Source organism: Rhodococcus sp. RS1C4 (assembly GCF_002258225.1).
Taxonomy (GTDB): Bacteria; Actinomycetota; Actinomycetes; order Mycobacteriales; family Mycobacteriaceae; genus Rhodococcoides; species Rhodococcoides fascians_E.
Map to the genome: position 1 here is coordinate 37,297 of NZ_NOXZ01000047.1, position 25,354 is coordinate 62,650.

At 65.9% G+C, this 25,354-nt stretch carries 22 protein-coding genes; 9 read left to right on the plus strand and 13 right to left on the minus strand.

The window, feature by feature from the left end; genetic code table 11:
• The first annotated feature begins 64 nt into the window (after window positions 1-64).
• Window positions 65-742, plus strand: a complete 678-nt coding sequence (locus tag CH289_RS23730) for a PhzF family phenazine biosynthesis protein (protein ID WP_019664081.1) — start codon at window positions 65-67, stop codon at window positions 740-742.
• On the opposite strand, the gene CH289_RS23735 is transcribed toward CH289_RS23730, so the two are convergent.
• On the minus strand, window positions 732-1,394 hold the full coding sequence (locus CH289_RS23735) for a hypothetical protein (protein WP_094728717.1): 663 nt from the start codon (window positions 1,392-1,394) through the stop codon (window positions 732-734). The genes CH289_RS23730 and CH289_RS23735 overlap by 11 nt on opposite strands.
• Window positions 1,395-1,533: 139 nt before the next feature.
• On the opposite strand from CH289_RS23735, the gene CH289_RS23740 reads away from it, so the two are divergent.
• The gene (locus tag CH289_RS23740) at window positions 1,534-1,758 is read left to right on the plus strand and encodes a hypothetical protein (protein ID WP_019664083.1); all 225 of its coding nucleotides are present in this window, start codon (window positions 1,534-1,536) and stop codon (window positions 1,756-1,758) included.
• On the opposite strand, the gene CH289_RS23745 is transcribed toward CH289_RS23740, so the two are convergent.
• Both CH289_RS23745 and CH289_RS23750 read right to left on the minus strand, forming a co-directional pair.
• The gene (locus CH289_RS23745) at window positions 1,742-3,001 is read right to left on the minus strand and encodes an aminotransferase family protein (RefSeq protein WP_019664084.1); all 1,260 of its coding nucleotides are present in this window, start codon (window positions 2,999-3,001) and stop codon (window positions 1,742-1,744) included. The genes CH289_RS23740 and CH289_RS23745 overlap by 17 nt on opposite strands.
• A gap of 10 nt (window positions 3,002-3,011) precedes the next feature.
• A complete protein-coding gene (locus CH289_RS23750; RefSeq protein WP_019664085.1) occupies window positions 3,012-3,656 on the minus strand; it encodes a Pr6Pr family membrane protein in 645 nt (214 codons plus the stop codon).
• A gap of 84 nt (window positions 3,657-3,740) precedes the next feature.
• Between CH289_RS23750 and hrpA the strand changes: the two genes are divergently transcribed.
• Window positions 3,741-7,640, plus strand: a complete 3,900-nt coding sequence (gene hrpA / locus CH289_RS23755) for an ATP-dependent RNA helicase HrpA (RefSeq protein ID WP_179276863.1) — start codon at window positions 3,741-3,743, stop codon at window positions 7,638-7,640.
• 11 nt (window positions 7,641-7,651) lie between these two features.
• Here the strand turns inward: hrpA and nrdR are convergent, their stop codons facing one another.
• Together nrdR and CH289_RS23765 are read right to left on the minus strand one after the other, a co-directional pair.
• Window positions 7,652-8,116 (minus strand): transcriptional regulator NrdR, encoded by a 465-nt coding sequence (gene nrdR / locus CH289_RS23760; RefSeq protein ID WP_026347603.1) that lies wholly within the window; start codon window positions 8,114-8,116, stop codon window positions 7,652-7,654.
• A 127-nt stretch (window positions 8,117-8,243) separates the two neighbouring features.
• The gene (locus CH289_RS23765) at window positions 8,244-8,642 is read right to left on the minus strand and encodes a hypothetical protein (protein WP_094728721.1); all 399 of its coding nucleotides are present in this window, start codon (window positions 8,640-8,642) and stop codon (window positions 8,244-8,246) included.
• A gap of 408 nt (window positions 8,643-9,050) precedes the next feature.
• Here CH289_RS23765 and lexA point away from each other — a divergent pair, with 408 nt between their 5' ends.
• Complete coding sequence (gene lexA / locus CH289_RS23770; protein WP_019664089.1) at window positions 9,051-9,749, plus strand: transcriptional repressor LexA; 699 nt, start codon at window positions 9,051-9,053, stop codon at window positions 9,747-9,749.
• A gap of 129 nt (window positions 9,750-9,878) precedes the next feature.
• On the opposite strand, the gene CH289_RS23775 is transcribed toward lexA, so the two are convergent.
• From CH289_RS23775 to ptsP, 3 genes are all read right to left on the minus strand, one after another.
• Window positions 9,879-11,021 carry an acyl-CoA dehydrogenase family protein gene (locus CH289_RS23775; protein WP_019664090.1) on the minus strand — a complete coding sequence of 381 codons (1,143 nt, stop codon included), beginning with the start codon at window positions 11,019-11,021 and terminating at the stop codon, window positions 9,879-9,881.
• Window positions 11,022-11,122: 101 nt separating this feature from the next.
• Window positions 11,123-12,388 (minus strand): uracil-xanthine permease family protein, encoded by a 1,266-nt coding sequence (locus CH289_RS23780; RefSeq protein ID WP_094728723.1) that lies wholly within the window; start codon window positions 12,386-12,388, stop codon window positions 11,123-11,125.
• 23 nt (window positions 12,389-12,411) lie between these two features.
• Window positions 12,412-14,121: a phosphoenolpyruvate--protein phosphotransferase gene (gene ptsP / locus CH289_RS23785; RefSeq protein ID WP_020110203.1), complete on the minus strand. Its 1,710-nt coding sequence runs from the start codon at window positions 14,119-14,121 to the stop codon at window positions 12,412-12,414.
• 188 nt (window positions 14,122-14,309) lie between these two features.
• On the opposite strand from ptsP, the gene CH289_RS23790 reads away from it, so the two are divergent.
• From CH289_RS23790 to CH289_RS23805, 4 genes are read left to right on the plus strand one after another with little or no spacing between them, the layout of a single operon-like run.
• Window positions 14,310-15,077 (plus strand): DeoR/GlpR family DNA-binding transcription regulator, encoded by a 768-nt coding sequence (locus tag CH289_RS23790; RefSeq protein WP_094728725.1) that lies wholly within the window; start codon window positions 14,310-14,312, stop codon window positions 15,075-15,077.
• A complete protein-coding gene (locus CH289_RS23795; RefSeq protein WP_019664094.1) occupies window positions 15,074-16,090 on the plus strand; it encodes a 1-phosphofructokinase family hexose kinase in 1,017 nt (338 codons plus the stop codon). Before CH289_RS23790 ends, CH289_RS23795 begins: the two co-directional genes overlap by 4 nt.
• A 10-nt stretch (window positions 16,091-16,100) precedes the next feature.
• Window positions 16,101-18,152 (plus strand): PTS fructose transporter subunit IIABC, encoded by a 2,052-nt coding sequence (locus CH289_RS23800; RefSeq protein WP_094728727.1) that lies wholly within the window; start codon window positions 16,101-16,103, stop codon window positions 18,150-18,152.
• 56 nt (window positions 18,153-18,208) lie between these two features.
• Window positions 18,209-18,466, plus strand: a complete 258-nt coding sequence (locus tag CH289_RS23805) for an HPr family phosphocarrier protein (protein ID WP_019664096.1) — start codon at window positions 18,209-18,211, stop codon at window positions 18,464-18,466.
• Window positions 18,467-18,470: 4 nt separating this feature from the next.
• Here the strand turns inward: CH289_RS23805 and CH289_RS23810 are convergent, their stop codons facing one another.
• The 5 genes from CH289_RS23810 to CH289_RS23830 all read right to left on the minus strand — a co-directional run bounded on the left by CH289_RS23810 (window position 18,471) and on the right by CH289_RS23830 (window position 23,709).
• On the minus strand, window positions 18,471-19,496 hold the full coding sequence (locus CH289_RS23810) for a hypothetical protein (protein WP_094728729.1): 1,026 nt from the start codon (window positions 19,494-19,496) through the stop codon (window positions 18,471-18,473).
• 7 nt (window positions 19,497-19,503) lie between these two features.
• Entirely contained in the window at window positions 19,504-20,952 is a 1,449-nt protein-coding gene (gene hflX, locus CH289_RS23815; protein ID WP_256977484.1) for a GTPase HflX, read from the minus strand.
• Between the two features lie 219 nt (window positions 20,953-21,171).
• The gene (gene dapF / locus CH289_RS23820) at window positions 21,172-22,041 is read right to left on the minus strand and encodes a diaminopimelate epimerase (protein ID WP_094724945.1); all 870 of its coding nucleotides are present in this window, start codon (window positions 22,039-22,041) and stop codon (window positions 21,172-21,174) included.
• A 10-nt stretch (window positions 22,042-22,051) separates the two neighbouring features.
• On the minus strand, window positions 22,052-22,978 hold the full coding sequence (gene miaA / locus CH289_RS23825) for a tRNA (adenosine(37)-N6)-dimethylallyltransferase MiaA (protein WP_094728739.1): 927 nt from the start codon (window positions 22,976-22,978) through the stop codon (window positions 22,052-22,054).
• A complete protein-coding gene (locus CH289_RS23830; RefSeq protein WP_179276864.1) occupies window positions 22,975-23,709 on the minus strand; it encodes a class III extradiol ring-cleavage dioxygenase family protein in 735 nt (244 codons plus the stop codon). The genes miaA and CH289_RS23830 overlap by 4 nt, the downstream gene beginning before the upstream one ends.
• Before the next feature lie 209 nt (window positions 23,710-23,918).
• On the opposite strand from CH289_RS23830, the gene CH289_RS23835 reads away from it, so the two are divergent.
• Window positions 23,919-25,304, plus strand: a complete 1,386-nt coding sequence (locus CH289_RS23835) for a DUF349 domain-containing protein (RefSeq protein ID WP_094728735.1) — start codon at window positions 23,919-23,921, stop codon at window positions 25,302-25,304.
• Window positions 25,305-25,354 lie beyond the last annotated feature (50 nt).

Below are 25,354 nucleotides of genomic sequence, written 5' to 3' on the forward strand. Positions count from 1 at the left end.
GCCAACTCATCGGCAACACCTTTCGCCCGGAGTCCTCGTCGGCGCTCGCGTAGACTGTGCCGCCATGGGTATCGACGTGTCGGTAGTGCGAGTGTTCACCGATCAGGACGGCAACCACGGCAATCCCCTGGGAATCGTCGACGCCCATGACGTCCCCGAGAACGAACGACAGGCACTGGCGCATCGATTGGGATTCAGCGAAACCATCTTCTACAGCCGCAGTTCCAGCGATCCGGCTCGCGCCGAGGCGACCATCTACACCCCGGCGCAGCAACTGCCGTTCGCCGGGCATCCCACGGTCGGACTGTCGTGGTGGCTGCGCGCACAGGGCACCCCGATCAACGTGTTGACCGTTCCCGCTTCCGATCTCGCGGTCCGCTACGACGGTGACGTGTCCTGGGTCAGAGCCAAGCCCGAGTGGACGCCCCACTTCGTCGAGCATCACCTGGACTCCGCTGCCGACGTCGACGAACTCGATGCCGCGTCGTTCACCGAGGATCACCACTACGCCTGGGCCTGGACGGACGAAGGCGCAGGGCACATCAGGTCACGAATGTTCGCACCCAGCATGGGAATTGCCGAGGACGAGGCCACCGGCTCGGCGGCAGTCTGGATCACCGGAGTACTCGGACGAGGACTCGTCGTCGCTCAGGGACGCGGTTCCGTTCTCGTCACCGGTCGCGACGGTGACTGGATCGAGCTGGGCGGCCGCACCGTTTCGGAGAACACCATCACCGTGTGACAGCGGACACGTCGACGAAGATCTCGTCGCCCAGCGTGACGCCGGGCACGAGAGGGATCCGATCGCCGCTCCAGAACTTTCCGGGGTCGAACCAGTTCGCCTTCTTGTTGCCCGTCAGCAACCCCATCGAGTCGTACGTCATCGCAACCACTTCTGCGCAATACGCGGTTTCGAGGGCCGCGGATCCGGCGGCCTCGTCCTCGCGGGATCGGCGACGAAACGTCGGTACCCGTCCCTTGAACCAACTGCCCGCCAACTTCGCCGTCGTCGGGAACGCTGTTCCGTCCATCCGCGCGATGGTGCGCATCAGCGCATCCTCCTGCTCGCGGGTCACGGGCTCACTCAACTGCCGCAGCCAGCATCGCTGCGCGTACTTGTCGGACCACTGCAGCACCGCCGCCCGTAGGTCGTGCAACTGGACCCCGCGCTGAAAGTTGCCCGTCCACATGTCCTGCAGCGTCTTCCCCAGCTCGGCATGCCACATCAGCGGGGGTAGATCGTCGACGACCACGGCCATTCCGACGTGGTTCACCGGACTGTTGGTCAACGTCTGTATCGCACGATCGGCCGCCGAATGCCCACGGAAGATCCAGATGTCACCGGTCCGAGTGGCATCGACAGCAGTGTCGAGCGAAATCGACGAAACAGTCATGAGACCCAGCGTAAAGGGATCGTTCCTGCCGGCTCCACTCCCGGCCTTCATGGGTCGTTCCTGCCGGCTCCACTCCCGGCCTTCCTGGGTCGTTCCTGCCGGCTCCACTCCCGGCCCCCGATCCCAGTACGGTGAGGCGATGAAGCTGTGGAAGGTACTCGGCCTTGCGGGCGTCGTCGGTGTTGCGGCAACCGGAGCACTCGTCGTGAAGTCGGAGCGCACTCGCCGCGCCTACGCACCGGACGAGGTGCGCGCGCAGTTGCACCGTCGGTTCGCCGAGGCTGCGGAAACCGAACCGCCGCCGCCGCTGCCCACACCGACTCGCGGGCAGCGCCTTCGGGCGAAATTCAGCCGAGCGCGCTGAGAATTCGAGTCGCGAGCTCCTGCACCTGGGCGTCGGTCATGACGAACGCCGGCGAGATCTGCATGGCTCCCTGTCCGGCTGCGCGGCCGGACACTCCGTGCTCGCGGAGTGTCTTGACGAACGGCAATGCTTCGGCTGGATCGGCGAGCTGGATCGCCGCCACCGCACCGAGCCCACTGCGCACTTCCTGAACACGCGGGTGATCGGCGAGCGGCGCGAGGTAGGTGTGCAACGACGACTCCAGGCGGGCGGATTCCTGCAGGAGGTTCTCGCGTTCGACGATGTCGAGGTTGGCGAGGGCCGCGGCGGCCGCACCGGCGTGGCCGCCGTAGGTGTACCCGTGCCTCCACCAGGCTCCGCCTGCGAAGAACGGCTCGGCGATCTGTGGGGCGATGAACACTGCGCCCATCGGAACGTATCCCGAGGTGAGCCCTTTGGCGGTGGTCATCAGATCCGGTGCGAGATCGAACCGAGAGGACGCGAACCACGATCCGCCGATCCGGCCGAACCCGGTGACGACCTCGTCCGCGACGAACAGCACGTCGTTGTCTCGGCAGATCTGCCTGACCTCCGCCAGGTAGCCGTCCGGCGGCAGGTAGACGCCACCGGCGCCGATGATGGGTTCGCAGAAGAAGGCAGCGACCTTGTCGGACCCCACTTCCTCGATCAGCGCCAACAGGCTCTTCGCGTCGTCCCACGCGACAGTCCTGGCGTCGGGCATCAGCGTGCCGTAGTTCTCGTGGTTGACCGGAATGCCGGCGAGAGAGGTACCTGCGACGTGCATACCGTGATATGCCTTCTGCCGCCCCACGATCAGCGTCTTCTCGGGCCTGCCCACCTCGTGCCAGTAGCGCCGAGCCAGCTTGGCCGCGGTATCGATCGAGTCGGATCCGCCCGAGGTGAAGAAGATCTTGCTGCCTGCGACCGGTGCGATCTCGGCGAGACGCTCGGCGAGGACCGACGTGGTCTCCGGCACGAAGTCTCCGAAGTTGGAGTAGTGCGCAAGAGAAGACAGTTGGGTCGCGACCGCGTCGGCGATCTCGCGACGACCGTGCCCGACGTTGGTGAACCAGAGTCCGGCGGTGGCGTCGAGGTACTCGTTACCGTCGCGGTCGTAGATGTAGGCGCCGTCACCGCGGGCGACGACGAACGGCCCGGACGCGGTGACTGCGCCCATGTCGGCGAAACCGTGCCACAGCGCGGAGTGTCTGGATTCGAAACTCGGTTCGGTCGCGGAAGACATGCTCCGAAGCCTAGTCACTGCGGTCGTCCGCGCCACTGCCGAGTCGCCATCTGCTGCCGAGTCGGCCGACGGCGTTCACGGCGAGTGCCATCAACACGAATGCCACGGTCAGCACCACCAGTCCGATGACGAGCGCGACATAACCTTGCCCTCGGGGGTCGAGGAACGGGTAGGGGTACCAGTCGACGATCGGGCCTCGAATCAGGCTGTAGATCCCGTAGACGAGGGGAAACAGCAGCCACAGAAGAGACCGCGCCTCCGAGATCCGCTTGCGTGCGGGAACGATCACCCAGTCGAGAAGCAGGACCACCGGCATGATTCTGTGCACCACGTTGTTGGTCCACGGATCCGCGACACCGACGTCGATGTTCGCCAGAAGAACGGCATAGATGATCCCGGTGATCACCATGTACAGCGTCACGGCACCCCGGAACAACTGCCATCCCTCGCCTGGAGGATCGACGATGCCGCCGATACCCAGCACCACGACGGTCAGCACGTTGCTCAGGACGGTGAAGTAACTGAAATAGTTCGCGACCGAGAAACCTTCGGTCCCGACACCTTTCGCGAGAATCGTCGCCAGGGCTGCGGCTGTCAGAAGAGCGAACCCGACCCTCGCAATTCTGATTACTATCGACGTGGAATCGGTAGGCATAGCCGATCTTTGCACAGGCCGACGACCCATCGGTGTGTACCGCGCCGACACCGCGGACGCTGCAGCAACTATCCTTGTGCCAGCATGTCTACCTCATCCACCGCAGAACGTCGTCGCGCACTGTCGACCAGATTGGCCGACGTCTCGATTCGGGACGAACACCGGCTGCGTCGCAGACTCGACCGCGCCCGCACACCCGACGCCGTCGACACCGTCGAACGTGAGGTCGCGAAGGCGGAAGCGGTCGTCGCGAACCGGCGCGCGGCGCTGCCCCGTATCGAGTATCCCGAGTCACTGCCTGTCAGTCTCCGCAAGAACGACATCGCCGACGCCATCGCGAACAACCAGGTCGTGATAGTTGCCGGTGAAACGGGATCGGGCAAGACGACACAGATACCCAAGATCTGCTTGGAACTGGGACGCGGCATCAGAGGATCGATCGGGCACACGCAGCCTCGTCGTCTCGCAGCACGGACCGTCGCCGAACGCATCGCCGAGGAAGTCGGCGAATCGATCGGTGAGTCGGTGGGCTACAAGGTCCGGTTCACCGATCAGTCGTCGGATTCGACGCTCGTGAAGCTCATGACGGACGGCATTCTGCTGGCCGAGATCCAACGTGACCGTCTTCTGCGGCAGTACGACACGCTCATCATCGACGAGGCACACGAACGCAGCCTCAACATCGACTTCATCCTCGGCTATCTGGCTCAGCTCCTCCCCCGCCGCCCGGATCTGAAGGTGATCATCACCTCCGCCACCATCGACCCGGAACGGTTCGCCCAGCACTTCGCACGGGACGGCGTTGCGGCGCCCATCGTCGAAGTGTCCGGCCGCACGTTCCCCGTGGAGATGCGGTACCGTCCGCTGTCCATCGATGTCGACGACAGCACCGTGGATCTCGATCCCGTCGACGCCACGTGCGACGCCGTCGCCGAGCTGATCGGCGAGGGCGACGGCGACATCCTGGTGTTCCTCTCCGGCGAGCGCGAGATTCGTGACACCGCGGATGCGCTGCGCGAGAGACAGTTCCGCGGAACCGAGATAGTGCCACTGTATGCGCGCCTGTCGGCGGCCGAGCAGCATCGAGTGTTCACCCCGCACACGGGCCGACGAGTCGTGTTGTCCACCAACGTCGCGGAGACGTCGTTGACGGTTCCGGGCATCCGGTACGTGGTGGACCCTGGAACAGCACGCATCTCCCGCTATTCACTACGGACCAAAGTCCAACGGCTGCCGATCGAGCCCATCTCCCAGGCGTCCGCCAGGCAGCGGGCAGGCCGGTGTGGACGCGTCGCCGACGGAATCTGCATCCGGCTCTATTCGGAGGACGACTTCGAGTCCCGTCCCCAGTTCACCGAGCCGGAGATCCTGCGGACCAACCTGGCGTCGGTCATCCTGCAGATGACGTCCCTCGGTCTGGGGAAGATCCAGGAGTTCCCGTTCGTCGAAGCGCCCGACCCCCGCAGCATTCGCGACGGAATCGGCCTGCTCGAGGAGCTCGGTGCGCTGAAACCGTCCAGCGGAACCGGCGAATCGGAGCTCACGCCCATCGGGCGCGAGCTCGCGGCTCTGCCCGTGGATCCTCGAATGGGTCGGATGTTGGTGGAAGCCAACAACACCGGGGCACTCGCCGATGCTCTCGTCGTCGTGTCGGCATTGTCCATCCAGGACGTACGGGAGCGTCCCACCGAACACCAGCAGGCCGCCGACGAACAGCATGCGCGCTTCGCCGTCCCCAATTCGGACTTCCTGGCGTACGTCGAGTTGTGGAAGTACCTTCGGGACCGGCGAACCGATCTGTCCTCCAACCAGTTCCGCAGAATGTGCCGCGCCGAGTTCCTGCACTACCTGCGCATCAGGGAATGGCAGGACCTGCACGGTCAACTGCGGCAGATCACCCGAGGGATGGGGTGGAGCATCCCCGATTCGCCGTCGACCCCGACAGCTCTGCACCAGTCTCTACTCTCGGGTCTGCTGTCGCACATCGGCCTTCGCGAGGGTGACAAACGAGAATTCCTCGGTGCGCGCGGCACTCACTTCGCGGTGTTCCCCGGCAGTGGACTGTTCAAGAACCCTCCGCGCTGGGTGATGGCAGCCGAACTCGTGGAGACCGGACGGTTGTGGGGCCGAATGGCAGCGCGAATCGAACCGGAGTGGGCCGAGAGGCTCGCACCGCATCTGGTCAAGCGCACGTACTCGGAACCGCACTGGTCCACCAAACGCCAATCCGCAATGGCCTACGAGCGCGTCACCCTCTACGGCATCCCACTGGTCGCGGGCAGGCCCGTCAACTATCACACCGTCGACCCGGAGGCGTCACGCGAGCTGTTCATCCGGCACGCACTCGTACAAGGCGAGTGGAAGACTGAGCACCCGTTCTTCCACAGGAACCGTGAGTTGCTGGACGACGTAGGCGAGTTGGAGAACAAGGCCCGCCGCCGCGACATCGTCGTCGACGACGATGCACTGTTCGACTTCTACGACGCACGGATCGGCGCGGAGGCCGTGTCCGCTCGTCACTTCGACACCTGGTGGAAGAAAACTCGCCGGAGTACACCCGATCTTCTCGACTTCACCACCGAGACGGTGGTGAATGCTGACGCGGCGTCGGTTCTCGGCGGTGATTACCCCGATGCGTGGCGACAGGGAGAGATCCTCTTCCCCCTCACCTATCAGTTCGAACCGGGGTCCGAAGCCGACGGTGTCACGGCCAGGATCCCGATCGCACTTCTCGCACAGGTCCAGCCGGTTGGGTTCGACTGGCTCGTGCCCGGTATGCGCGCAGAACTGGTCACGGCCTTGATCAAACTTCTCCCCAAGGCCCAACGGCGCACCGTCGTTCCTGCACCCGACTTCGCCTCTGCCGCTCTGGCGTCGATGAAACCGCGCTCGGAGCCGATCGTGACAGCACTGGCTCGTGAACTCTCGCGGCTGGGGTCCACACGCATCGACCCGGACGATGTCGATCTGGGTTCTCTGCCCGCACATCTGAGGATGACGTTCGTCGCGGTCGACACCGACGGCAAGACGCTCGGATCGAACAAGGACCTGGTTGCACTGCGAAAAGCACTGGCGCCCCGCGTCGATCGTGAAGTCGCGAGCGCGGTGGGTGCAGCCGAGCGACCGGCGACCCTGGCATGGACGTCGTCGACACTGGGAACCTTGGACGCAACGGTCTCCACATCGGTCGCGGGACAGACGGTGACCGGATATCCCGCCCTCATCCGGGAGGACGGCGGCGTGGCCGTCCGTGTTCTCAGCACCCCAGCTGCTCAGCGCGCCGCGATGCGGGAAGGGACGCGCGCACTTCTTCTGGAGTCGGCACCACGAGGCACGAAGGCGTTGCTTGCCGGCATCCCGACGCGTGAACGACTGGCCCTCGGCCAGAACCCCTACGGCAGCGTCGAAAGCCTGCTCGACGACTGCAGGAAAACTGCTGTCGACGAGTCGATGACCGCGCACGGAGGTCCTGTCCGGTCTCCCGAGAAGTTCGCGGCTCTCGCCGCCGAGGTCGGTGCCGACACCGCTCGACGAACCAGCGAGATACTCGGACTGGTCCGGACGATTCTCACCGCAGCACTGGAACTGCGTTCCGTACTGGATCCTCTACAGGGCGACGCGGCCGACGATGTACGAGAACAGCTGTCCTCACTGGTGTTCGACGGTTTCGTGTTCGAGTTCGGATCGACGCGCCTCGTCCATATCCCGCGCTATCTCGACGCCGCGACGGCACGCCTGAAATCTCTGCCGAGCAGTGCCGGACGTGACGATGCAGGGATGGACGTCCTCGACCGCGTGTACGAGGCATACGACAGGATGCTCCGCTCGCTACCGGAGACCAAGCACCACACTTCAGCGGTGCAGGATGTGTTCTGGATGATCGAAGAACTGCGAGTCGGCCTGTTCGCGCAGAGCATCCGCACGGCCTATCCGGTGTCGGAGAAGCGTCTCGTGCGGGCCATGGAGGTCGCGGCACGATCGTGACCCGGCGAGCGTCAGTCGACCGCCGCAGCCTGCCGGTGCGCACGAAGATCGAGGATTTCCTTTTCGAAATCCTCGGCTGAGCTGAACGAGCGGTACACCGACGCAAACCTCAGGTACGCGACCTCGTCGAGGTCACGCAGGGGGCCGAGAATGGCCAGACCGACCTCGTGGCTGGGGATCTCGGCCGATCCCGACGCTCGAACCGCGTCCTCGACCTGCTGCGACAGAAGATTCAACGCATCGTTGTCGACATCGCGGCCCTGGCATGCGCGTCGCACACCCTTGACTACCTTTTCCCGAGAGAAGGGCTCCGTCACCCCACTGCGCTTCACCACCGCCAGCACCGCCGTCTCCACCGTGGTGAACCGACGTCCACATTCCGGGCACGAACGACGACGACGAATAGCCTGGCCCTCGTCTGCTTCCCGCGAATCCACCACGCGCGAGTCGGGGTGCCTGCAGAACGGGCAATGCATGGTTGAGCCTCCGTCGTAGCCGTCACGCACCCCCGAACGGCACACAGGAGGCGCAGGCTTCGAGGATACTCGGAGCGGAACCGAACCGGCTCCGTCCCCTGACAGACGAGGCAGACACAACACAGCGCTACGGACCTACTGTGCTGCTGACGACCGTGCCGTTCGAGACCGTGTCGCCCGATACCGTGTCGCTCTGGACCTGGACCGTGGCAACAGAGGGCGCAGAAACCGATTCGAGCGACGATGCGCGCAGGTTCGCCATTCCGACGAGCGCCAACAGCACCAGTGCGGTCCCCACCACTCCCGCCACCGCGCCGAGCACGGTGATGCGCTGGCTACGATGCGCCTGGTCCGCGCACCCCTCGGCCCGCCGGTCGTGCTGGCCGCCGCGCACCGCGGACGCGCCGACACGACGCCGACGTTGCATCGCCGCACGACGCTGCGACGCAGTCTGACGGGTACTGACAGCACGGCGAGTCTGCTGGTGCTGCTCCGTACGGACGGGCCGCTCGGTGGTGATGCTCATCGGAACCTCCGGTGTCGAACGAGACGTGGATTCGAACGCTATTCGATCAGGCGTTCGATGAACGCTTGTTCGAAAGTTCTATCACGCACCTCCGACAAAGTCAGTAGAAAACGCGACACGGATCGAACAGATGTTTGATCCAACAGCGATTACGGGCTAAGTTCGTGTCAGAAACCACACGTCACATCCATCCCACGCGTTCTGGTCTTCGAGCACGTTCGAGTTCCGGCACACGCACGCATCACGCAGGAGGACGCACGAATGAAAGACGAGACCTCTACTGGGTCGAATGGCACGGGGTCGAATGGCACGGGGTCGAACGGTAAGACTGCTGGGAAGCCCGCTGCGCCGAAAACCGCGGCGACGAAAAGTGCGGCCGGCAAGGCTGCGGCGGGCAAGCCTGCTGCCGTGCCGACGGCGAAGGCGTTCGAGGGCGAGGGAACGGATATCAACGCCGGACTCACCGAGCGTCAGCGCAAGGTGCTCGAGGTGATCCGGGCGTCGGTCACCGAGCGGGGATATCCACCGAGCATCCGCGAGATCGGCGATGCCGTCGGGCTCACGTCCACATCGTCCGTGGCACACCAGCTGCGCACGCTCGAGCGCAAGGGCTTCCTCCGCCGAGACGCCAATCGTCCTCGGGCCGTCGATGTGCGGGGGCTCGACGAGGTGCAAGCGGATCACGCGGCTGCAGTCGCCGACGGTTCTGCTCCGTCCGAGGACCAGCTGCCCACGCCGACTTTCGTACCCGTTCTCGGACGAATCGCCGCGGGTGGACCCATCCTCGCCGAGGAAGCCGTCGAAGACGTGTTCCCGCTCCCCCGCGAACTGGTGGGCCAGGGGTCCCTGTTCCTGCTGAAAGTCGTCGGCGAATCCATGATCGATGCCGCGATCTGCGACGGAGACTGGGTTGTCGTGCGTCAGCAGAGCGTCGCGGACAACGGCGACATCGTCGCGGCCATGATCGAGGGCGAAGCAACCGTCAAGACGTTCAAACGAACCAAGGGTGATGTCTGGTTGATGCCGCACAACCCCTTGTTCGAGCCCATCCCCGGCAACGACGCAGCGATCCTGGGCAAGGTCGTCACCGTGATGCGCAAGCTCTGAACAGCGCTCGTTCCACCACCCGGTACCGACATGGAGCGAACGTGACGTTCGGTCACTTGATGTGACCGAACGTCACGTTCGCTCCGTTCAGGGGGGGTGCGGCGGCGCGCTCTCGGGGTTACGACGGGGTCAGAGGTCCAGTCCTCGGCCGATGATCTCCTTCATGATTTCCGTGGTGCCACCGTAGATGGTCTGCACACGAGAATCCATGTAGGCCTTGGCGATCGGGTATTCCTTCATGTATCCGTAGCCGCCGTGCAGCTGTAGGCATCTGTCGATCAGCTTGACCTGGTTCTCGGTTGTCCACCATTTCGCCATGGCGGCTTCCTGCACGGTGAGCGTGCCGGCGTTGAGGAGTTCGATGAACTTGTCGACCATGATGCGTGTCGCGGTCGTTTCCGTGGCCAGTTCGGCGAGCACGAAGCGGGTGTTCTGGAATTTGCCGATGGACTTGCCGAACGCTTTGCGGTCCCGGCAGTACTGGATGGTCATGTCCAGCGCGGATTCCATGGCTGCGGCTGCGACGACGGCGATCGACAGGCGCTCCTGCGGCAGGTTCTGCATCAGGTAGATGAAGCCCATGCCTTCTTCGCCGAGGAGGTTGGCTGCGGGGACTCGAACGTCGGTGAAGCTGAGCTCGGCGGTGTCCTGGGCTTTCATGCCGATCTTGTCGAGGTTGCGTCCGCGTTCGAAGCCTGGCATGTCGCGTTCGACGACCAGCAGGCTGAAGCCCTGCGCACCCTTCTCCGGGTCGGTACACGCGACGACGATGACGAGGTCGGCGTTGATGCCGTTGGTGATGAAGGTCTTGGATCCGTTCAGGACCCACTCGTCCCCGTCGCGAACTGCGCGGGTCTTGATTCCCTGCAGATCACTGCCGGTACCGGGCTCGGTCATGGCGATCGCGGTGATGAGTTCGCCTGAGCAGAATCCGGGGAGCCAGCGCTGTTTCTGCTCGTCGTTGGTGAGCTCGATCAAGTAGGGCGCGACGACGTCGTTGTGCAGGGTGAACCCGATTCCGCTGTATCCGCCGCGGGTGGTTTCCTCGGTGACGATGGCGTTGTACCGGAAGTCCTTGACCCCGCCGCCGCCGAACTCCTCGGGCGCTGCCGTTCCCAGGAAGCCTTGCTTGCCAGCTTCCACCCAGACGTCACGGTCGACGATGTTCTGCTCTTCCCAGCGCGCATGGTTGGGGGCGACGTGCTGGTCCAGGAACTTGCGGTACGACTCGCGGAAGAGGTCGTGCTCGGGTTCGAACAGGGTGCGGTCCACGGGTTACTCCTTCGAGGGTGACACTTGTCGTGCGTTCCCTCGACACTACGACCGCGCCCGACCTCGGTCGATGACCGAGCCGCGCAGGATCGGTGACCGAACTAGCGGGTAGCGAGCCGGCTGAGTGCGCGCAGAGCCGGATAGCCGACGAGGATGCCCACCGAGCCCCATGCGATGCCGCCGAGGGCGACCGATCCGATGGTCAAGGTCAAATCGCCGATTCCCGCGACCAGTGCGGCCGCGACGACGGTGAGGTTGACCGGGTCGGTGAAGTCGACCTTGTTGTCGGACCAGATCCGGACTCCCAGTAGGCCGATGAGTCCGTAGAGGACGAGCGTGGCGCCGCCGATGACGCCGTCGGGAACCGTGAACACGAGTGCGCCGAACTTCGGGGAGAACGCGAGCACGATTGCCGTGACGGCTGCGACCCAGTACGCGGCTGTGGAGTACACGCGGGTGGCGGCCATGACCCCGATGTTCTCGGCGTAGGTGGTCGTTCCAGAACCTCCCGCGGCGCCCGCGACCGTCGTGGCCAGCCCGTCGGCGATGAGTGCGTCTCCTGCGAGGTCGTCGAGCGACTTCCCCGTCATCGCGGACACTGCTTTGACGTGGCCTACGTTCTCGGCGACGAGAACGATGACCACGGGCAGGGCGATCAGAACGACGGACAGCTCGAACGTGGGTCCACGGAACTCGGGCATTCCGATCCACGAGGCGGCCTTCATGGCGTCGAGTTTCGCTGCGTCGATCTGTCCGACCACCGCCGCGAACACCCAGCCGATGACGACTCCGACGAGAATGCCCAGGCGGCCGAGGAGTCCTGGACCGGCCACGGTCACCACGAGAATGGCGATCAGGGTGACTGCCGCGACAAGTGGTTGCGCCTCGAAGGACGATGTCGCCGCGGGGGCGAGGTTCAGGCCGATGAGCACCACCACGGCACCCGTCACGACGGGCGGCATGACTGCTTCGATCACTCGCCCGCCGGCAAATTTCACGACGAATCCGACTGCGGCCAAAACGATTCCGACGGACATGACGGCGCCGAGCTGAGCTGCCGGACCATCCGCCTGCGCTGCGCTGAGCGGTGCGATGAACGCGAACGACGAACCGAGGTAGCTGGGGATCCGGCCCCGCGTGATGATCAGGAACAAGGCGGTGCCGATTCCGGAGAACAGCAGCGTCGTCGTGACCGGGAACCCGGTCACCGTCGGCACCAGCAGTGTCGCGCCGAACATCGCGATCACGTGCTGCATGCCGATACCCACCGTGCGAGGCCATGACAGCCGCTCGTCGGGCGCCACGACTGCGCCCGCGGAGGGCGTCTTTCCGTCGCCGTGCTGGGTCCATCCGAAGTTTCGACTCACAAGCAGTGAATCCTAGAGGGCATTCACGCCAGAAGCGCGGTGACCGCCGCACGAGCCGCGGCCGAGCTGTCCGTTTTCAGGGCGGCGTCGGCAGCGGCACGGCACTGGTCGAGCGTGACGGAGGACAATTTCGCCCCGACGTGCGCCACGGCGGCGGACGCCGCGGACAGCGAGGTGACCCCCAGACCCACCAACACACACGCCAGCAGTGGGTCTGCCGCGGCCTCACCGCACACCCCGACGGGCTTGCCCGCTGCGGCACCCGCCTTCGCCGTGTGGGCGACGAGCGCGATGACCGCCGGCTGCCACGGATCGGTGAGGTCGGCCAGCTGCGGCGACATCCGGTCCGCAGCCATCGTGTACTGCGCGAGGTCGTTGGTACCGATCGACAGGAAGTCGACGTGTTCGAGAATGTGCTCGGCCATCAACGCCGCGGCGGGAATCTCGATCATCACACCGGGCTTCAACCCGCGTGCCCGCACGTCGTCGGCGAACGCTGCCGCTTCGGCCGCGGTCGCGATCATCGGGGCCATGACCCACGGCGTCGACCCCGTCGCTGTCGCGGCGGCGGCGATTCCGTCGAGCTGGCGAAGCAGAATTCCCCTGTCCTGCGCGGCGATTCGAATACCGCGGATTCCGAGGGCAGGGTTGGCCTCGTCGGCGTGGTTCGCGAACCGCAACGGCTTGTCCGAGCCCGCATCGAGGGTTCTGACGACCACCTTGTGGCCGGCGAAGGCGTCGAGCACCTCACCGTAGATCTCCGCCTGCTCCTCGGCCGTCGGCTCCACGTCGCGGTCGAGGAAGCAGAGTTCGGTGCGGAACAGTCCGATGCCTTCGGCCGCGGTCCGGCGAGCCGCGCGGGCACCGGCACCGTCCTGGACGTTGGCGAGGATGTCCACGAGGTGTCCGTCCGATGTCGAACCCGGCCCGGCCCACCGCGACACACGATCCAGTTCTGCCCGCGCGTCGGCGACGGCCTGTGTCGCCAGCGCCGCGTCCGGGTCGAGCACGATCCTGCCGGCTATGCCGTCGACCACCACGGGCGTGCCCTCGGCCACGTCGTCGAGACCGGACACGGCTACGACACACGGGATTCCGAGCTGGCGGGCGATGATCGCGGTATGACTGGTCGGTCCGCCGAGTGACGTCGCGAGCCCGACGACGAAGTCGGGGTCGAGCCCGGCGGTGTCGGCCGGCGCCAAGTCGTCGGCGAGAAGGATGGACGGAACCGTCGGGGCCGGCACGCCCGGTTCCGGCGATCCGAGTATCTGCGCGACGACCCGATCACGGACGTCACGCAGGTCGGTGACGCGCTCGGCCATCAGGCCGCCGAGCTTGGTGAACATCGATACGAATTGTTCGGTCGCGGCATTGGTCGCCGACGTCGCGGACGATCCCGCAGCGATGTGCTTCTCGGCAGCTTTCAGCCAGCCGCGGTCCTGAGCCATGGCCGCGTTGGCCGAGAGCACCTCCGATGCCGCTCCGGTGGCCAACTCTGCCCGGCCCCGAAGCCGACCGGCCACCACGGACGTCGCCTCACGGAACTTCTCGAGTTCGGGCCCGCGCGCCTGCTCGTCCAGCACCGTGTCGTCGACGGGCACGTCCGGCCGGCCGCCGGGCCTGATCACCGGGCCGTAGCCGACTCCGGGTACGACGGGCGTGCCGGTCAGAACCGCCGAACCGGCCAGTGCTGCTCCGGTCTCCCGGTTCTCGGCGAGGTGCGATCCCGTCATGTGTCCTCCTTGAACGAAAAGTGCGCGCGGCGAAGTGGGCGTGTGTCCGTATCCGCTGTGATCGACTTGTTGTGACTCAGATTACTCTTTGCTCTTGACATGTCAACAGATACGGGCGTAAAACAACATAAACCAACACGTAATCGGATCAGAGCCCAGCCCGTACGCACGACGGAGAGGAGGAACGGATGTACGCAGAGGAACGTCAACAATCGATTGCAGAGCTGATCACCAGTCGTGGACGTGTCTCGGTGGCCGATCTGTCCACCTCGTTCGGGGTCACCACGGAGACCGTTCGCCGGGACCTGGCGATGCTGGATCGCCTCGGTGTCGTTCGGCGCGTTCACGGCGGTGCGGTGCCCGCGTCGGCTCTGACGGTCACCGAACCCGGCGTCGGTGAACGTGAATACACGCGAGCCGAACAGAAGGATGCGATCGCTGCCGCCGCGGTCGAGTACCTCCCGGGTTCGGGAGGCAGCGTCGTACTGGACGCCGGAACCACAACGGGCCGATTGGCCGCGTTGATCGGCCCCGACCGTGAGCTCACCCTGGTCACCAACTCCGTTCCGATCGCAGCGAGAGTTGCACCCCTGTCCGGAATCAGCCTTCGTATGCTGGGGGGCCGAGTTCGAGGTGCGACACAGGCGGCCGTCGGCGAGGAAGCACTGACATCGCTGGAGTGGCTGCGGGTGGACGTGGCGTTCATCGGAACGAACGCACTCAGTCTCGGGCACGGCCTGTCGACCCCGGACAGCGACGAGGCCGCCGTGAAACGTGCGATGGTGCGCTCTGCCAATCATGTGGTCATCCTTGCCGATTCGTCCAAGATCGGCCGCGAGCATCTGGTCAGCTTCGCCCGGCTCGAGAACATCGACGTCGTGGTGACGGACGCCCAGATCGAGGTATCCGATCGTAAGAGTTTGACCGACAACGGAATCGAGGTGGTGATCGCATGATCGTCACACTGACCGCCAACCCCAGTATCGACCGCACGGTGGTGTTGGATACCGAGCTCGCGCGCGGTGGCGTACATCGAGCGCGCGCGTCGGTGAGCGATCCGGGAGGCAAAGGCGTCAACGTGGCCAGGGTGCTCACCGCTTCCGGCGTGCAGGCCATGGCGGTGCTTCCCGCATCCGAGCACGACCCGTTGCTCGAGGCTCTGTCCGCCCGGGGCGTCCGCTATTGCGCCGTCCCGACGGGCGCGCTCGCTCGGACCAACATCACCGTCAGCGAGCCCGGTGGCGTCACGACCAAGATCAACGAGCCGGGCGCCGAGTTGTCCGAGGCCGCCAGGACAGAACTGTTCGAGACGGTCGTCGACCTGGGACGAGATGCAACCTGGGTGGCACTGTCGGGATCGCTTCCCCCGGGCATACCTGTCGGCTGGTACGGGGAACTCGTAGCAGCACTGAAGTCCACGACGGCGTGCAAGGTTGCCGTGGACACCTCGGATGCACCGCTTCTCGCGCTCGCTGCGTCGTTCCCCCATTCCGCGCCGGACCTGATCAAGCCCAACTCCGAGGAGCTCTCGCAGCTCACCGGAGCGGATGCCGAGAACCTCGAGCGTGCGGCAGCCGCGGGGGATCCGACCGCGGCGATCGACGCGAGTCGAATCCTGTTGGAGCGCGGCGTCGGTGCGGTGCTCGCCACCTTGGGCAGCGCGGGAGCGGTCCTGGTGACCCAGGAGGGCGCGTGGTTCGCCTCGCCCCCCAAGATCGACGCGATCAGCACCGTCGGCGCGGGAGATTCGTCCCTCGCCGGCTACATCCTCGCCGATATAGAGCGATGCCCACCCGCCGACCTGATCCGTCGAGCCGTGGCGTACGGCACCGCGGCGACGGCTCTACCCGGCACCACCCTTCCCACCCCCGAACAGACTCGTCCCGACTCGGTGACCGTCCAAGCAGTGCAGTCACCGAACTCACTCGACCCACAGCCCTCCCCCAGCTCGAAGACCCTCACCTCGTAGGAGCGACGTCATGTCCACACCAACCAACGATCCCGCGATCATCGCGGAGGACCTCATAGTCCTCGACGCGGACCTCGGTGAATCGAAAGACGCTGTCATCGCACGGCTTTCGAACGTGCTCGCCGACGCCGGGCGCGCCACCGACGCCGAACCGCTGCGTGACGCCGCTCTGGCCCGCGAAGCGCAGTCGGCGACGGGCCTGCCGGGCGGCATCGCCATCCCCCACTGTCGCGCCGAGGCCGTGACGACGGCGTCGCTCGGATTCGCCCGTCTGAACCCGAAGGTCGATTTCGGTGCGCCCGACGGCCCGGCCGATCTGGTCTTCCTCATCGCGGCGCCGGCCGGTGCGGGTTCGGCGCACATGAAGCTGCTCTCCAGCCTGGCCAGGGCGCTGGTCAAGCCGGAGTTCGTGACGTCTCTGCGCGAGGCTCCGACGGCCGCGGACGTCGTCGCTCTCGTCGACGGTGTCATCAACCCGGCGCCCAAGGCCGCCGCTGCCCCTGCTGCCGGGGCCACGGTGAGTACTGCCAAGCACTCCGCTCCCGAGGTTCCCGACGCCGCCGCGGATACGCCCAAGCACATCGTCGCTGTCACGGCGTGCCCGACGGGTATCGCCCACACGTACATGGCCGCGGATTCGCTTGTCGCTGCCGGTGATCGTGCCGGTGTGACGGTGCACGTGGAAACTCAGGGCTCGAGCGGAAGCACGCCGCTCGACCCGGCGCTGATCGCGAGCGCGGAAGCGGTCATCTTCGCCACGGATGTCGGGGTCAAGGGTAAGGAGCGCTTTGCCGGCAAGCCGGTGATCTCGTCCGGAGTCAAACGCGCCATCAACGAGCCCGACGTGATGGTCACGGAAGCGCTGCGCGCATCGAACGATCCGAACGCGGCCCGTGTCTCCGGCACGGCAGCCGATCCGGGCACCGCGTCCTCCGGCGCAGGCGAACTCGGATGGGGCACACGCATTCGGCAGATCCTGCTGACCGGTGTCAGTTACATGATTCCGTTCGTTGCGGCGGGCGGTCTGCTCATCGCACTCGGCTTCCTGCTCGGTGGGTACACCATCTCCGAGAGCGCCGAGGACATCGTCGTAAACAACTCGCTCACCGCGTTGCCCGACGGTGGTCTGAAGATCTACCTCGGAGCTGTTCTCTTCCAGATCGGCGCGCTGTCCTTCAGCTTCCTGGTTCCCGCATTGGCCGGTTACATTTCGTACGCGATTGCCGACAGGCCCGGTCTTGCACCAGGGTTCACGGCTGGCGCCGTGGCCGTCCTGGTGGGCGCAGGCTTCATCGGTGGCCTCGTCGGTGGTCTGATCGCCGGTTTCGTCGCGCTGTGGATCAGCAGGTGGAAAATCCCGGCTCTGCTTCGTGGCTTGATGCCGGTCGTCATCATTCCGCTGTTCGCGACGCTGATCGTCGGCGGCATCATGTTCCTCGTGCTCGGCAAGCCGCTCGCCGCCATCACCAGCGGACTGACCAACTGGCTCAACGGCCTGTCGGGTAGCTCCATCATCATCCTCGGCATCATCCTCGGACTGATGATGTGCTTCGACCTCGGCGGCCCGGTCAACAAGGCCGCGTACGCATTCGCCACTGCAGGCCTGTCGGTCACCGACACCGCATCGCTGCGCATCATGGCGGCCGTGATGGCCGCCGGCATGGTGCCGCCGCTCGCTCTGGCTCTCGCGTCGGCCGTACGCCCGAAGATCTTCACCGAAGCCGAACGCGAGAACGGCAAGGCAGCCTGGTTCCTCGGTGCAGCGTTCATCTCCGAAGGTGCGATTCCGTTCGCGGCCGCCGACCCACTTCGCGTGATTCCGTCGATGATGGCGGGCGGCGCAGTGACCGGTGCTCTCATCATGGCGATGGACGTCACGCTCAGCGCTCCGCACGGCGGCATCTTCGTGTTCTTCGCCGTCGGTGGGATCCTGTGGTTCCTGCTCGCCCTCGCAGTCGGCACGATCGTCGCCGCCGTGCTCGTGATTGCGGCCAAGCAGTTCGCCAAGGGCAAGAACGCCCCCTCTGAAGCAACCATCGACCCCGACCTCGTCACCGCTTGATCGTCACCCCCCCCTGATCATCACCGCCTGACCACCCAACGAAGAAGGAGCACTTCATGCCCAGCACCACAGTCACCGTCGGATCCGCAATCGGTCTGCACGCGCGACCCGCAGCGATCATCGCCGAGGCCGTTGCCGACGCAGGCGTCGACGTCACTCTCGCCGTGGACGGCGAGGAACCGGTGGACGCCGGATCCGCGCTGATGATCATGACCCTCGGTGCAGCCAAGGGCACCGAGGTGACCGTCGAGAGCGAGGACCAGGCGGCTCTGGACAAGGTTGCGGCGCTCGTCGCGTCCGACCTCGACGCCTGACCCGTCAACGCCGTCGGGCTGCCCCGACGGTGTAGAAGATCGACACGATCGCCAGGACACCGGCGACGGCGAGCGCACCCAGCGGCCATCGGCCACCAGGCTGCTGAGGAGCTTCCGTCGCCGGTGTCGGCGTGTCGACGAGACTTGTTGCGCTGCTCAGCACCTCGATGGGGGGAACCGGCCCAACCGCGGCTTCGGAGGCGATCAACAGGTTGCCGTTCGAATCGAATGTGAGTGCCTCACCCTGGGGCTGGGCAGGAAGAGCTATGACTTCCGGCTCACCGGACAGAGCTCGAACGACATCGCCGTCGGGCACCGCGAACAGGTAGGCGTCGGTATAGGTGCGCACGGCAGCGACAGTCCCGTCCGCACTCACCGCTCCCCCGGTCGCGAGAATCGACCCGATGATGAACGGCGGACCCCCGGCCGTGTCGGTCCGCTCGAACGTCGATTCTCCGGCCTTCGTGAGAGCGGTGGGCCCCGGTGACGCCAGCTCGGCCACGGATTCGCCACCCGCGGGGACGTAGATTCCGCTCACCCCGGTCGGCTCCTTCGTGACGACGACCGGACGACCACCGGGCTCGATCAGCAGGGCCTCCGCGTCGTGCGGCCCGTCCGGGTAGGTCAACCGGTGTAGCTCGCCTTGCCCGGTGACGGGATCCATCCGAGTCAACGCGACGGTGTCACGCCTGCTCTGATTGTCGCCTGTATCGGACAACCACAGGTCGCCGTCGTACGACGCCATGTCCTCCACGTCGTACGGGTCGACCGGAACGTCGAGCCACCGTGTCACGGCGCAACCGTCGTCCAGGACGGCCACCCGGTGATCGGTCCCACTGTCGCCGATCGCGTAGAGCACACCGTCGACGAACGCCATCCCCGACAGCTCCTCGAGTGCCTGGTCGGTCGGAGTGCAGTAGGTGTCCGACGGTTCCTGCCGCACCTCCGGCCGAGCCTGGGCGGTCGGTGCGCCGGCACCGACGGTCAGCGCCGCCACTGCGACGGCTACCGCGAGGACACCCGGACGCACGCCGATGTCAGACAGCAGCCGGTTCGTACGCGAACTCGGCCAGGACGGAGGCCAGTGCCGTCGGCACTCGCGCCTCGACCCGAGTGCCCTCGCTCTCGTGCGACGACTTGGAGATCCGTCCCTCGGTGTGAATGCGTGCGACGAGATCACCCCGCGTGTAGGGAACGAGGACGTCGATCTCGGCTTCGGGCCACGCCAGAATCTCACCGAGGTGATCACGCAGTTCGTCGATTCCCTCGCCGGTACGAGCCGACACGAACCGTGCTCCGGGCAGAAGCCCGCGAAGCTGGGTCAGCTGGACCGGATCTGCGGCATCGATCTTGTTCACGACGATCAGCTCCGGCGGCATCGTCGAGTCTCGTTCCTTGACGACGTCGACGATGACTTCCCGCACGGCTTTGATCTGGTCCGTGGGCAGCGGATCCGACCCGTCGACGACGTGCAGAAGCAGATCGGCGTCGGTGACTTCTTCCAGTGTCGAACGGAATGCTTCGACCAGCTGCGTCGGGAGATGCCTGACGAAGCCCACCGTGTCGGTGAGGACGATGGCTCGCCCGTCTTCCAACGTGGACTTTCGCGATGTCGGATCCAGGGTGGCGAACAGTGCGTTCTGAACCAGGACACCCGAGCCCGTCAGCGAGTTGAGCAGCGACGACTTGCCGGCATTGGTGTATCCGACGATCGCGATGTTGGGGGTGGTGCTCTTCAGCCTGCTCTCGCGTTTGGTGTCGCGGGCTTGTTTCATGCCCTTGATCTCCCTGCGGAGCTTCGCCATGCGCTCGCGAATCCGTCGGCGATCGGTTTCGATCTTGGTCTCACCGGGTCCGCGAAGGCCGACACCGCCGTTGCTGCCTGCGCGGCCGCCGGCCTGACGAGACATCGATTCACCCCAACCGCGCAGACGCGGAAGCATGTATTCCATCTGCGCGAACGCGACCTGCGCCTTGCCTTCACGCGATGTCGCGTGCTGGGCGAAGATGTCCAGGATCAGTGCGGTCCGGTCGATGACCTTGACCTTCACCACTTTCTCGAGCGCGTTGAGCTGCGCGGGTGTGAGCTCACCGTCGCAGATCACGGTGTCGGCACCGGTGGACAGCACGACATCCCTCAGTTCGTGGGCTTTGCCCGAGCCGATATAGGTGGCGGTGTCCGGCTTGTCACGCCGCTGAACCAAGGCGTCCAGCACTTCGGATCCCGCTGTTTCCGCGAGTGCGGCGAGCTCGGCCATGCTGCTCTCCACCTGCGCTGCGGTTCCGGTCGTCCACACCCCGACCAGGACGACGCGTTCGAGCCGAAGCTGGCGGTACTCGACCTCGGTGACGTCCGCGAGTTCCGTGGACAACCCGGCGACGCGCCGGAGAGCGGTGCGCTCCTCGAGCTGCATGTCGCCCGTCGACGGTCTGCTGTCGGAGCTGCCGTCACCCTGATCCGACGTGGGAAGCGGGGAGCGCGCGATCCGCTTGGACCACGCTTCGCTCTCTTCGCGCGTCCAGGCCGACCCGTTCTGTGCATCGGCGTGGTCGTGATTCTGTGTGTCCGTTATTTCCGTCAATCCTTAGGTCCGGGAATCGAACGATTCCGGTTGTCACAACAACTTCTCTGTCCAACGTCATCCATGATCCACGAAATCCCCAGCGTGTGCACGCGAGTTTCCCGCCCGTGCCGAATCAACGGCTCATGCGATGCGCCGCCACCAGTCGTCGTCGACGTCGCCGCTCGCCAGCAGTACGGACGGGCCCCGAAGCGTCGCGCCGGAATCGTCGATCGACACGGCGACCTCGCCGCCCGGCACACCGACCACGACCTGGCCGGAGTCGAGCCCTTCGTAGGACAGCGCCGCGGCCGCGGCTGCGACCGTGCCGGTCCCGCACGATCGAGTCTCCCCCACACCACGTTCGAACACGCGCATGTCCACCCGGCCGAACTGCAGTCGGGTGAGAATCTCGACGTTCGCGCCTGCGGTGAAGAAATCACCGTCCAGTTCGGGTGCCGACGAGAAGTCCATCCCGCCGAGCGCGGTGACGTCCAGGTCGGGGTCCACGCACGCGAGGTGCGGGTTGCCGACGTCGATACCGATGCCCTCGAAGCGGCGGCCCCCCAGTACGGCAGCACTCGACCCCATCAGATGCACGTCGCCCATCTCGACGGTGACGTCGGCGGTGGTGTCGTCGAAGCGATGGACCGTGACCGGCCTGGCTCCCGCTCGTGAACCGACGACGAATCGATCCTCGGTCTCGAGCCCGGTGGCCCGCAGGTAGTGGGCGAACACCCGCACCCCGTTACCGCACATCTCGGCGATGCTGCCGTCACCGTTGCGGTAGTCCATGAACCAGTCCTCGGCGGACACACCCGCGGGCAGCCGGTCCAGCACTCCTGCGTCACGCAACTGCCCGGCCCGCGCAACGCGCAGTACCCCGTCGGCACCGAGACCGCGACGACGGTCGCACAGAGCAGCGACCCGGGGCCGGAGTAGCTCGATCTGGACATCCGGGTCCTGCAGCACGACGAAGTCGTTCTGCGTTCCGTGACCTTTCGCGAAGTGCATGCCGGGAAGTCTATCCGCGCGACAGAGCCTCGAGCGCGGACGCCAGCAGGGACGGGTTCGCGCCGTCGAGCCAGTGGACCCGTGGGTCGCGCCGGAACCACGAGCGCTGTCGACGTACGTATCGGCGGGTGCCGATGAACGTCCGTTCACGTGCGTGGTCGAGGTCGCTCGTGCCGTCGAGAAACGCCAGGACCTGCGCGTAACCGATCGCGCGCGAGGCGGTGACACCGTCCTTCAACCCGACGTCGATCAGCGCGCGCACCTCGTCGACGAGGCCCGCGGAGAACATCAGATCGGTACGACGCGCGATTCGCTCGTCCAGTTCGGTGGTCTCCCGGTCGACGCCGAGCAAGCGCGTTCCCCACCGGGGCTCGCCGATTGTCGGTGCCGAGGCCGCGAACGGTGCTCCGGTGATCTCGACGACCTCGAGTGCCCGCACCATGCGTCGACCGTCCGTGGCGAGGATCGACGCCGCGGCCTCCGGATCCTTCAGCGCGAGCTCACGGTGGACCACGTCGGTACCTCCGTCGGCCAACACCTTCTCCCATTTGGCGCGAACATCGGGATCGGTTGCGGGAAAGGACCACTCGTCGAGCAGAGATTGCACGTACATCATCGACCCACCCACGATGACGGGAACGTTGCCGCGCGCGATGATGTCCTCGACGTCACGTACCGCCGCGCTCTGGTAGTTCGCCACCGTCGAGGTCTCGGTCACGTCGAGGACGTCCAACCGGTGATGCGGAATCCCGCGACGATCGTCCGGCGCCAGCTTGGCCGTGCCGATGTCCATGCCGCGGTACTGCTGCATCGCGTCGATGTTGACGACCTCGCCGCCGAGCGTTTCCGCAAGATCGAGACCCAGATCGGACTTGCCCGTTGCCGTCGGCCCGATCACCGCGATCGGACGCAGGCGTTCGGTGTTTTCGCCTGTCATCGCGGGAGGGTCCACGTGCCGACGAAGTAACCGACCCCGTACGGAGCGCCCCGGTAGAGCGTGCGCACGTCGACGACGTCGTCCCCGACGACACCGGCTGCAGTCTGCCAGGCAGCCAATCCGCCGACCCCGACCTCGCCGCAGAGCACGGGGTCGAGCCGCGTCAATGCTCCTGCATCGGCTGCGGCGAGAGCGTCGTAGACGTCACGCTGCACGGACTCGGCTCGATCGTCGAAGGAACCAGGAGCCTTGGGAGTCAGCGTTGTCGCACCGTCGGCGACGACCAACAACCCCCAATCGGTTCCCCGCCCGTCGAACTCGGCCCTCAGGTTCGCCCCGAGTCGTCGGTGATCGTCCGCGACACCGCGATCCGCGACCAACTCCACATCGACCGTGATCTCGCGCGACACCTCCCCCGCCGACGCCTGCCCACGGAGCCATCCCGCGATCAGCGCGGGCAACGGCATGTCGGGATCGGACGCAGAGTCACCGTCGGACAGATCGACGCGCACATCGACGCCGTACCCCGTGAACGACCCAGCGGCGGGGTGCGTGATCCGACGAGCGACGTCGGCCACCCCGATCGCCACCCAGGTATCGGCGACCGAGGCCAGGTACGAGGCAGCGTCGCAGGCAGCCGCACGGACGTCGATCGAGTCGGCAGCTCCGCTTCCCGTCAATTCGGGCACCAGGAGGGGCGGGGACGGCACCAAGGCCACGGCACGTAACACGGGACCCAACGCTAGTCGGTGACGCGGTGCCCGGACGACGCGGCAGCGACCGCATGCGAAGACACTCGGCGTCGTAATCGCCGGACGAGCACACCAACCTCGCTCGCACCTGTTTGAATGGTTCGATCGGTCGATACCGGCCGATGGTGGTGAAGCACTCGATACAGCGCGATACAGGCAGCCGTGACGCGCGGCAGAGATGAGGAACGATGACCGACACCGACGGCCACACCAGCGGGGAGAACACTCCAGGCGCTCCCAAGCCCGGCGGCCCCAAGCCCGGCGGCCCGAAACCCGGTGGCCCCAAGCCAGGTGGCGGCCCCAAGCCTCATCCGGTGGCGACACACGTCGCGACCGTGACGCCCGCACTCGCGGCGCCGAGCGACCCGAGCAAATTCGGACGGGTCGACGACGACGGCACCGCGTGGGTCAAGACCGCTGACGGCGAACGACAGATCGGGTCGTGGCAGGCCGGTGACGCGGCCGAGGGTCTCGCACATTTCGGTCGCCGGTACGACGATCTGTCCACCGAGATCGCCCTGCTCGAGGCCAGGCTCACCGCCGGATCCGGGGACGCGAAGAAGACCAAGGCCGCCGCGGAAGCACTGGCCGAGACGCTGCCGACCGTCGCGGTCATCGGCGACCTCGACGCGCTCGCCGAGCGACTGCAACTCGTCGTCGAACACTCCGAGACTGCCGCCGCCGTTGCCCGCCACGAGAAGGAAGCCGAGCGCGCCGCACACACGGCACGCAAGGAAGAACTCGCCACCGAAGCGGAACAGATCGGCACCGAATCCACCCAGTGGAAGCATGCAGGCGATCGCCTACGCGAGATCCTCGACGAGTGGAAAACGATCCGCGGAGTCGACCGCAAGGTCGACGATGCCCTGTGGAAGCGCTACTCCAAGGCTCGCGAGAACTTCAACCGTCGCCGCGGCGCACACTTCGCGGATCTCGACCGTGAGCGCGGCGCCGCGAAGACACGCAAGGAGGAGTTGGTAGCGCAGGCCGAGGCACTGTCGTCGTCCACCGACTGGGGACCCACCGCGGCTGCGTTCCGAGACCTGCTGACCGAATGGAAAGCCGCCGGACGTGCACCTCGCGACGCCGACGACGCACTGTGGAAGAACTTCAAAGCTGCACAGGACGTGTTCTTCGCCGCACGCAACGCGGCAGCGTCCGAACGTGACGCCGAGTTCGAGGCGAACGCAGTTGCCAAGGAGGAGCTCCTCCAGAAGTACGCCGGCATCGACCCCGCCGCCGACCTCGACGCAGCCCGCGCATCACTCCGCGATCTTCAGGAGAAATGGGACGCACTGGGCAAAGTACCCAGGGACAAGATGCAGGAACTCGAAGGCAAGCTGCGCGCCATCGAGAAATCGGTTCGCGACGCCGTCGACGCGCAGTGGCGTCGGACCGACCCCGAAGCCCTCGCCCGCGCCGCCCAGTTCCGCGAGCGTGTCGAACAGTTCGAGGAGCAGGCCGCCAAAGCATCCGCCGCGGGCAAGGACAAGGACGCCAAGCGCGCCCTCGAACAGGCTCAGCAGTGGCGCGAATGGGCCGACGCCGCCGAAGGCGCAGTCGGCGAACTCTAGCCGTCTCCCGAGAGCACGCACCCCTCACCGGAGCGCACCCCCTTCCTCAT

Coding starts and splice junctions, on each gene's coding strand:
- CH289_RS23730 (WP_019664081.1), top strand. CDS start 65: ATGGGTATCGACGTGTCGGTAGTGCGAGTGTTCACCGATCAGGACGGC.
- CH289_RS23735 (WP_094728717.1), bottom strand. CDS start 1,394: ATGACTGTTTCGTCGATTTCGCTCGACACTGCTGTCGATGCCACTCGG.
- CH289_RS23740 (WP_019664083.1), top strand. CDS start 1,534: ATGAAGCTGTGGAAGGTACTCGGCCTTGCGGGCGTCGTCGGTGTTGCG.
- CH289_RS23745 (WP_019664084.1), bottom strand. CDS start 3,001: ATGTCTTCCGCGACCGAACCGAGTTTCGAATCCAGACACTCCGCGCTG.
- CH289_RS23750 (WP_019664085.1), bottom strand. CDS start 3,656: ATGCCTACCGATTCCACGTCGATAGTAATCAGAATTGCGAGGGTCGGG.
- hrpA (WP_179276863.1), top strand. CDS start 3,741: ATGTCTACCTCATCCACCGCAGAACGTCGTCGCGCACTGTCGACCAGA.
- nrdR (WP_026347603.1), bottom strand. CDS start 8,116: ATGCATTGCCCGTTCTGCAGGCACCCCGACTCGCGCGTGGTGGATTCG.
- CH289_RS23765 (WP_094728721.1), bottom strand. CDS start 8,642: ATGAGCATCACCACCGAGCGGCCCGTCCGTACGGAGCAGCACCAGCAG.
- ptsP (WP_020110203.1), bottom strand. CDS start 14,121: ATGACGGGATCGCACCTCGCCGAGAACCGGGAGACCGGAGCAGCACTG.
- CH289_RS23790 (WP_094728725.1), top strand. CDS start 14,310: ATGTACGCAGAGGAACGTCAACAATCGATTGCAGAGCTGATCACCAGT.
- CH289_RS23795 (WP_019664094.1), top strand. CDS start 15,074: ATGATCGTCACACTGACCGCCAACCCCAGTATCGACCGCACGGTGGTG.
- CH289_RS23800 (WP_094728727.1), top strand. CDS start 16,101: ATGTCCACACCAACCAACGATCCCGCGATCATCGCGGAGGACCTCATA.
- CH289_RS23805 (WP_019664096.1), top strand. CDS start 18,209: ATGCCCAGCACCACAGTCACCGTCGGATCCGCAATCGGTCTGCACGCG.
- dapF (WP_094724945.1), bottom strand. CDS start 22,041: ATGCACTTCGCGAAAGGTCACGGAACGCAGAACGACTTCGTCGTGCTG.
- miaA (WP_094728739.1), bottom strand. CDS start 22,978: ATGACAGGCGAAAACACCGAACGCCTGCGTCCGATCGCGGTGATCGGG.
- CH289_RS23835 (WP_094728735.1), top strand. CDS start 23,919: ATGACCGACACCGACGGCCACACCAGCGGGGAGAACACTCCAGGCGCT.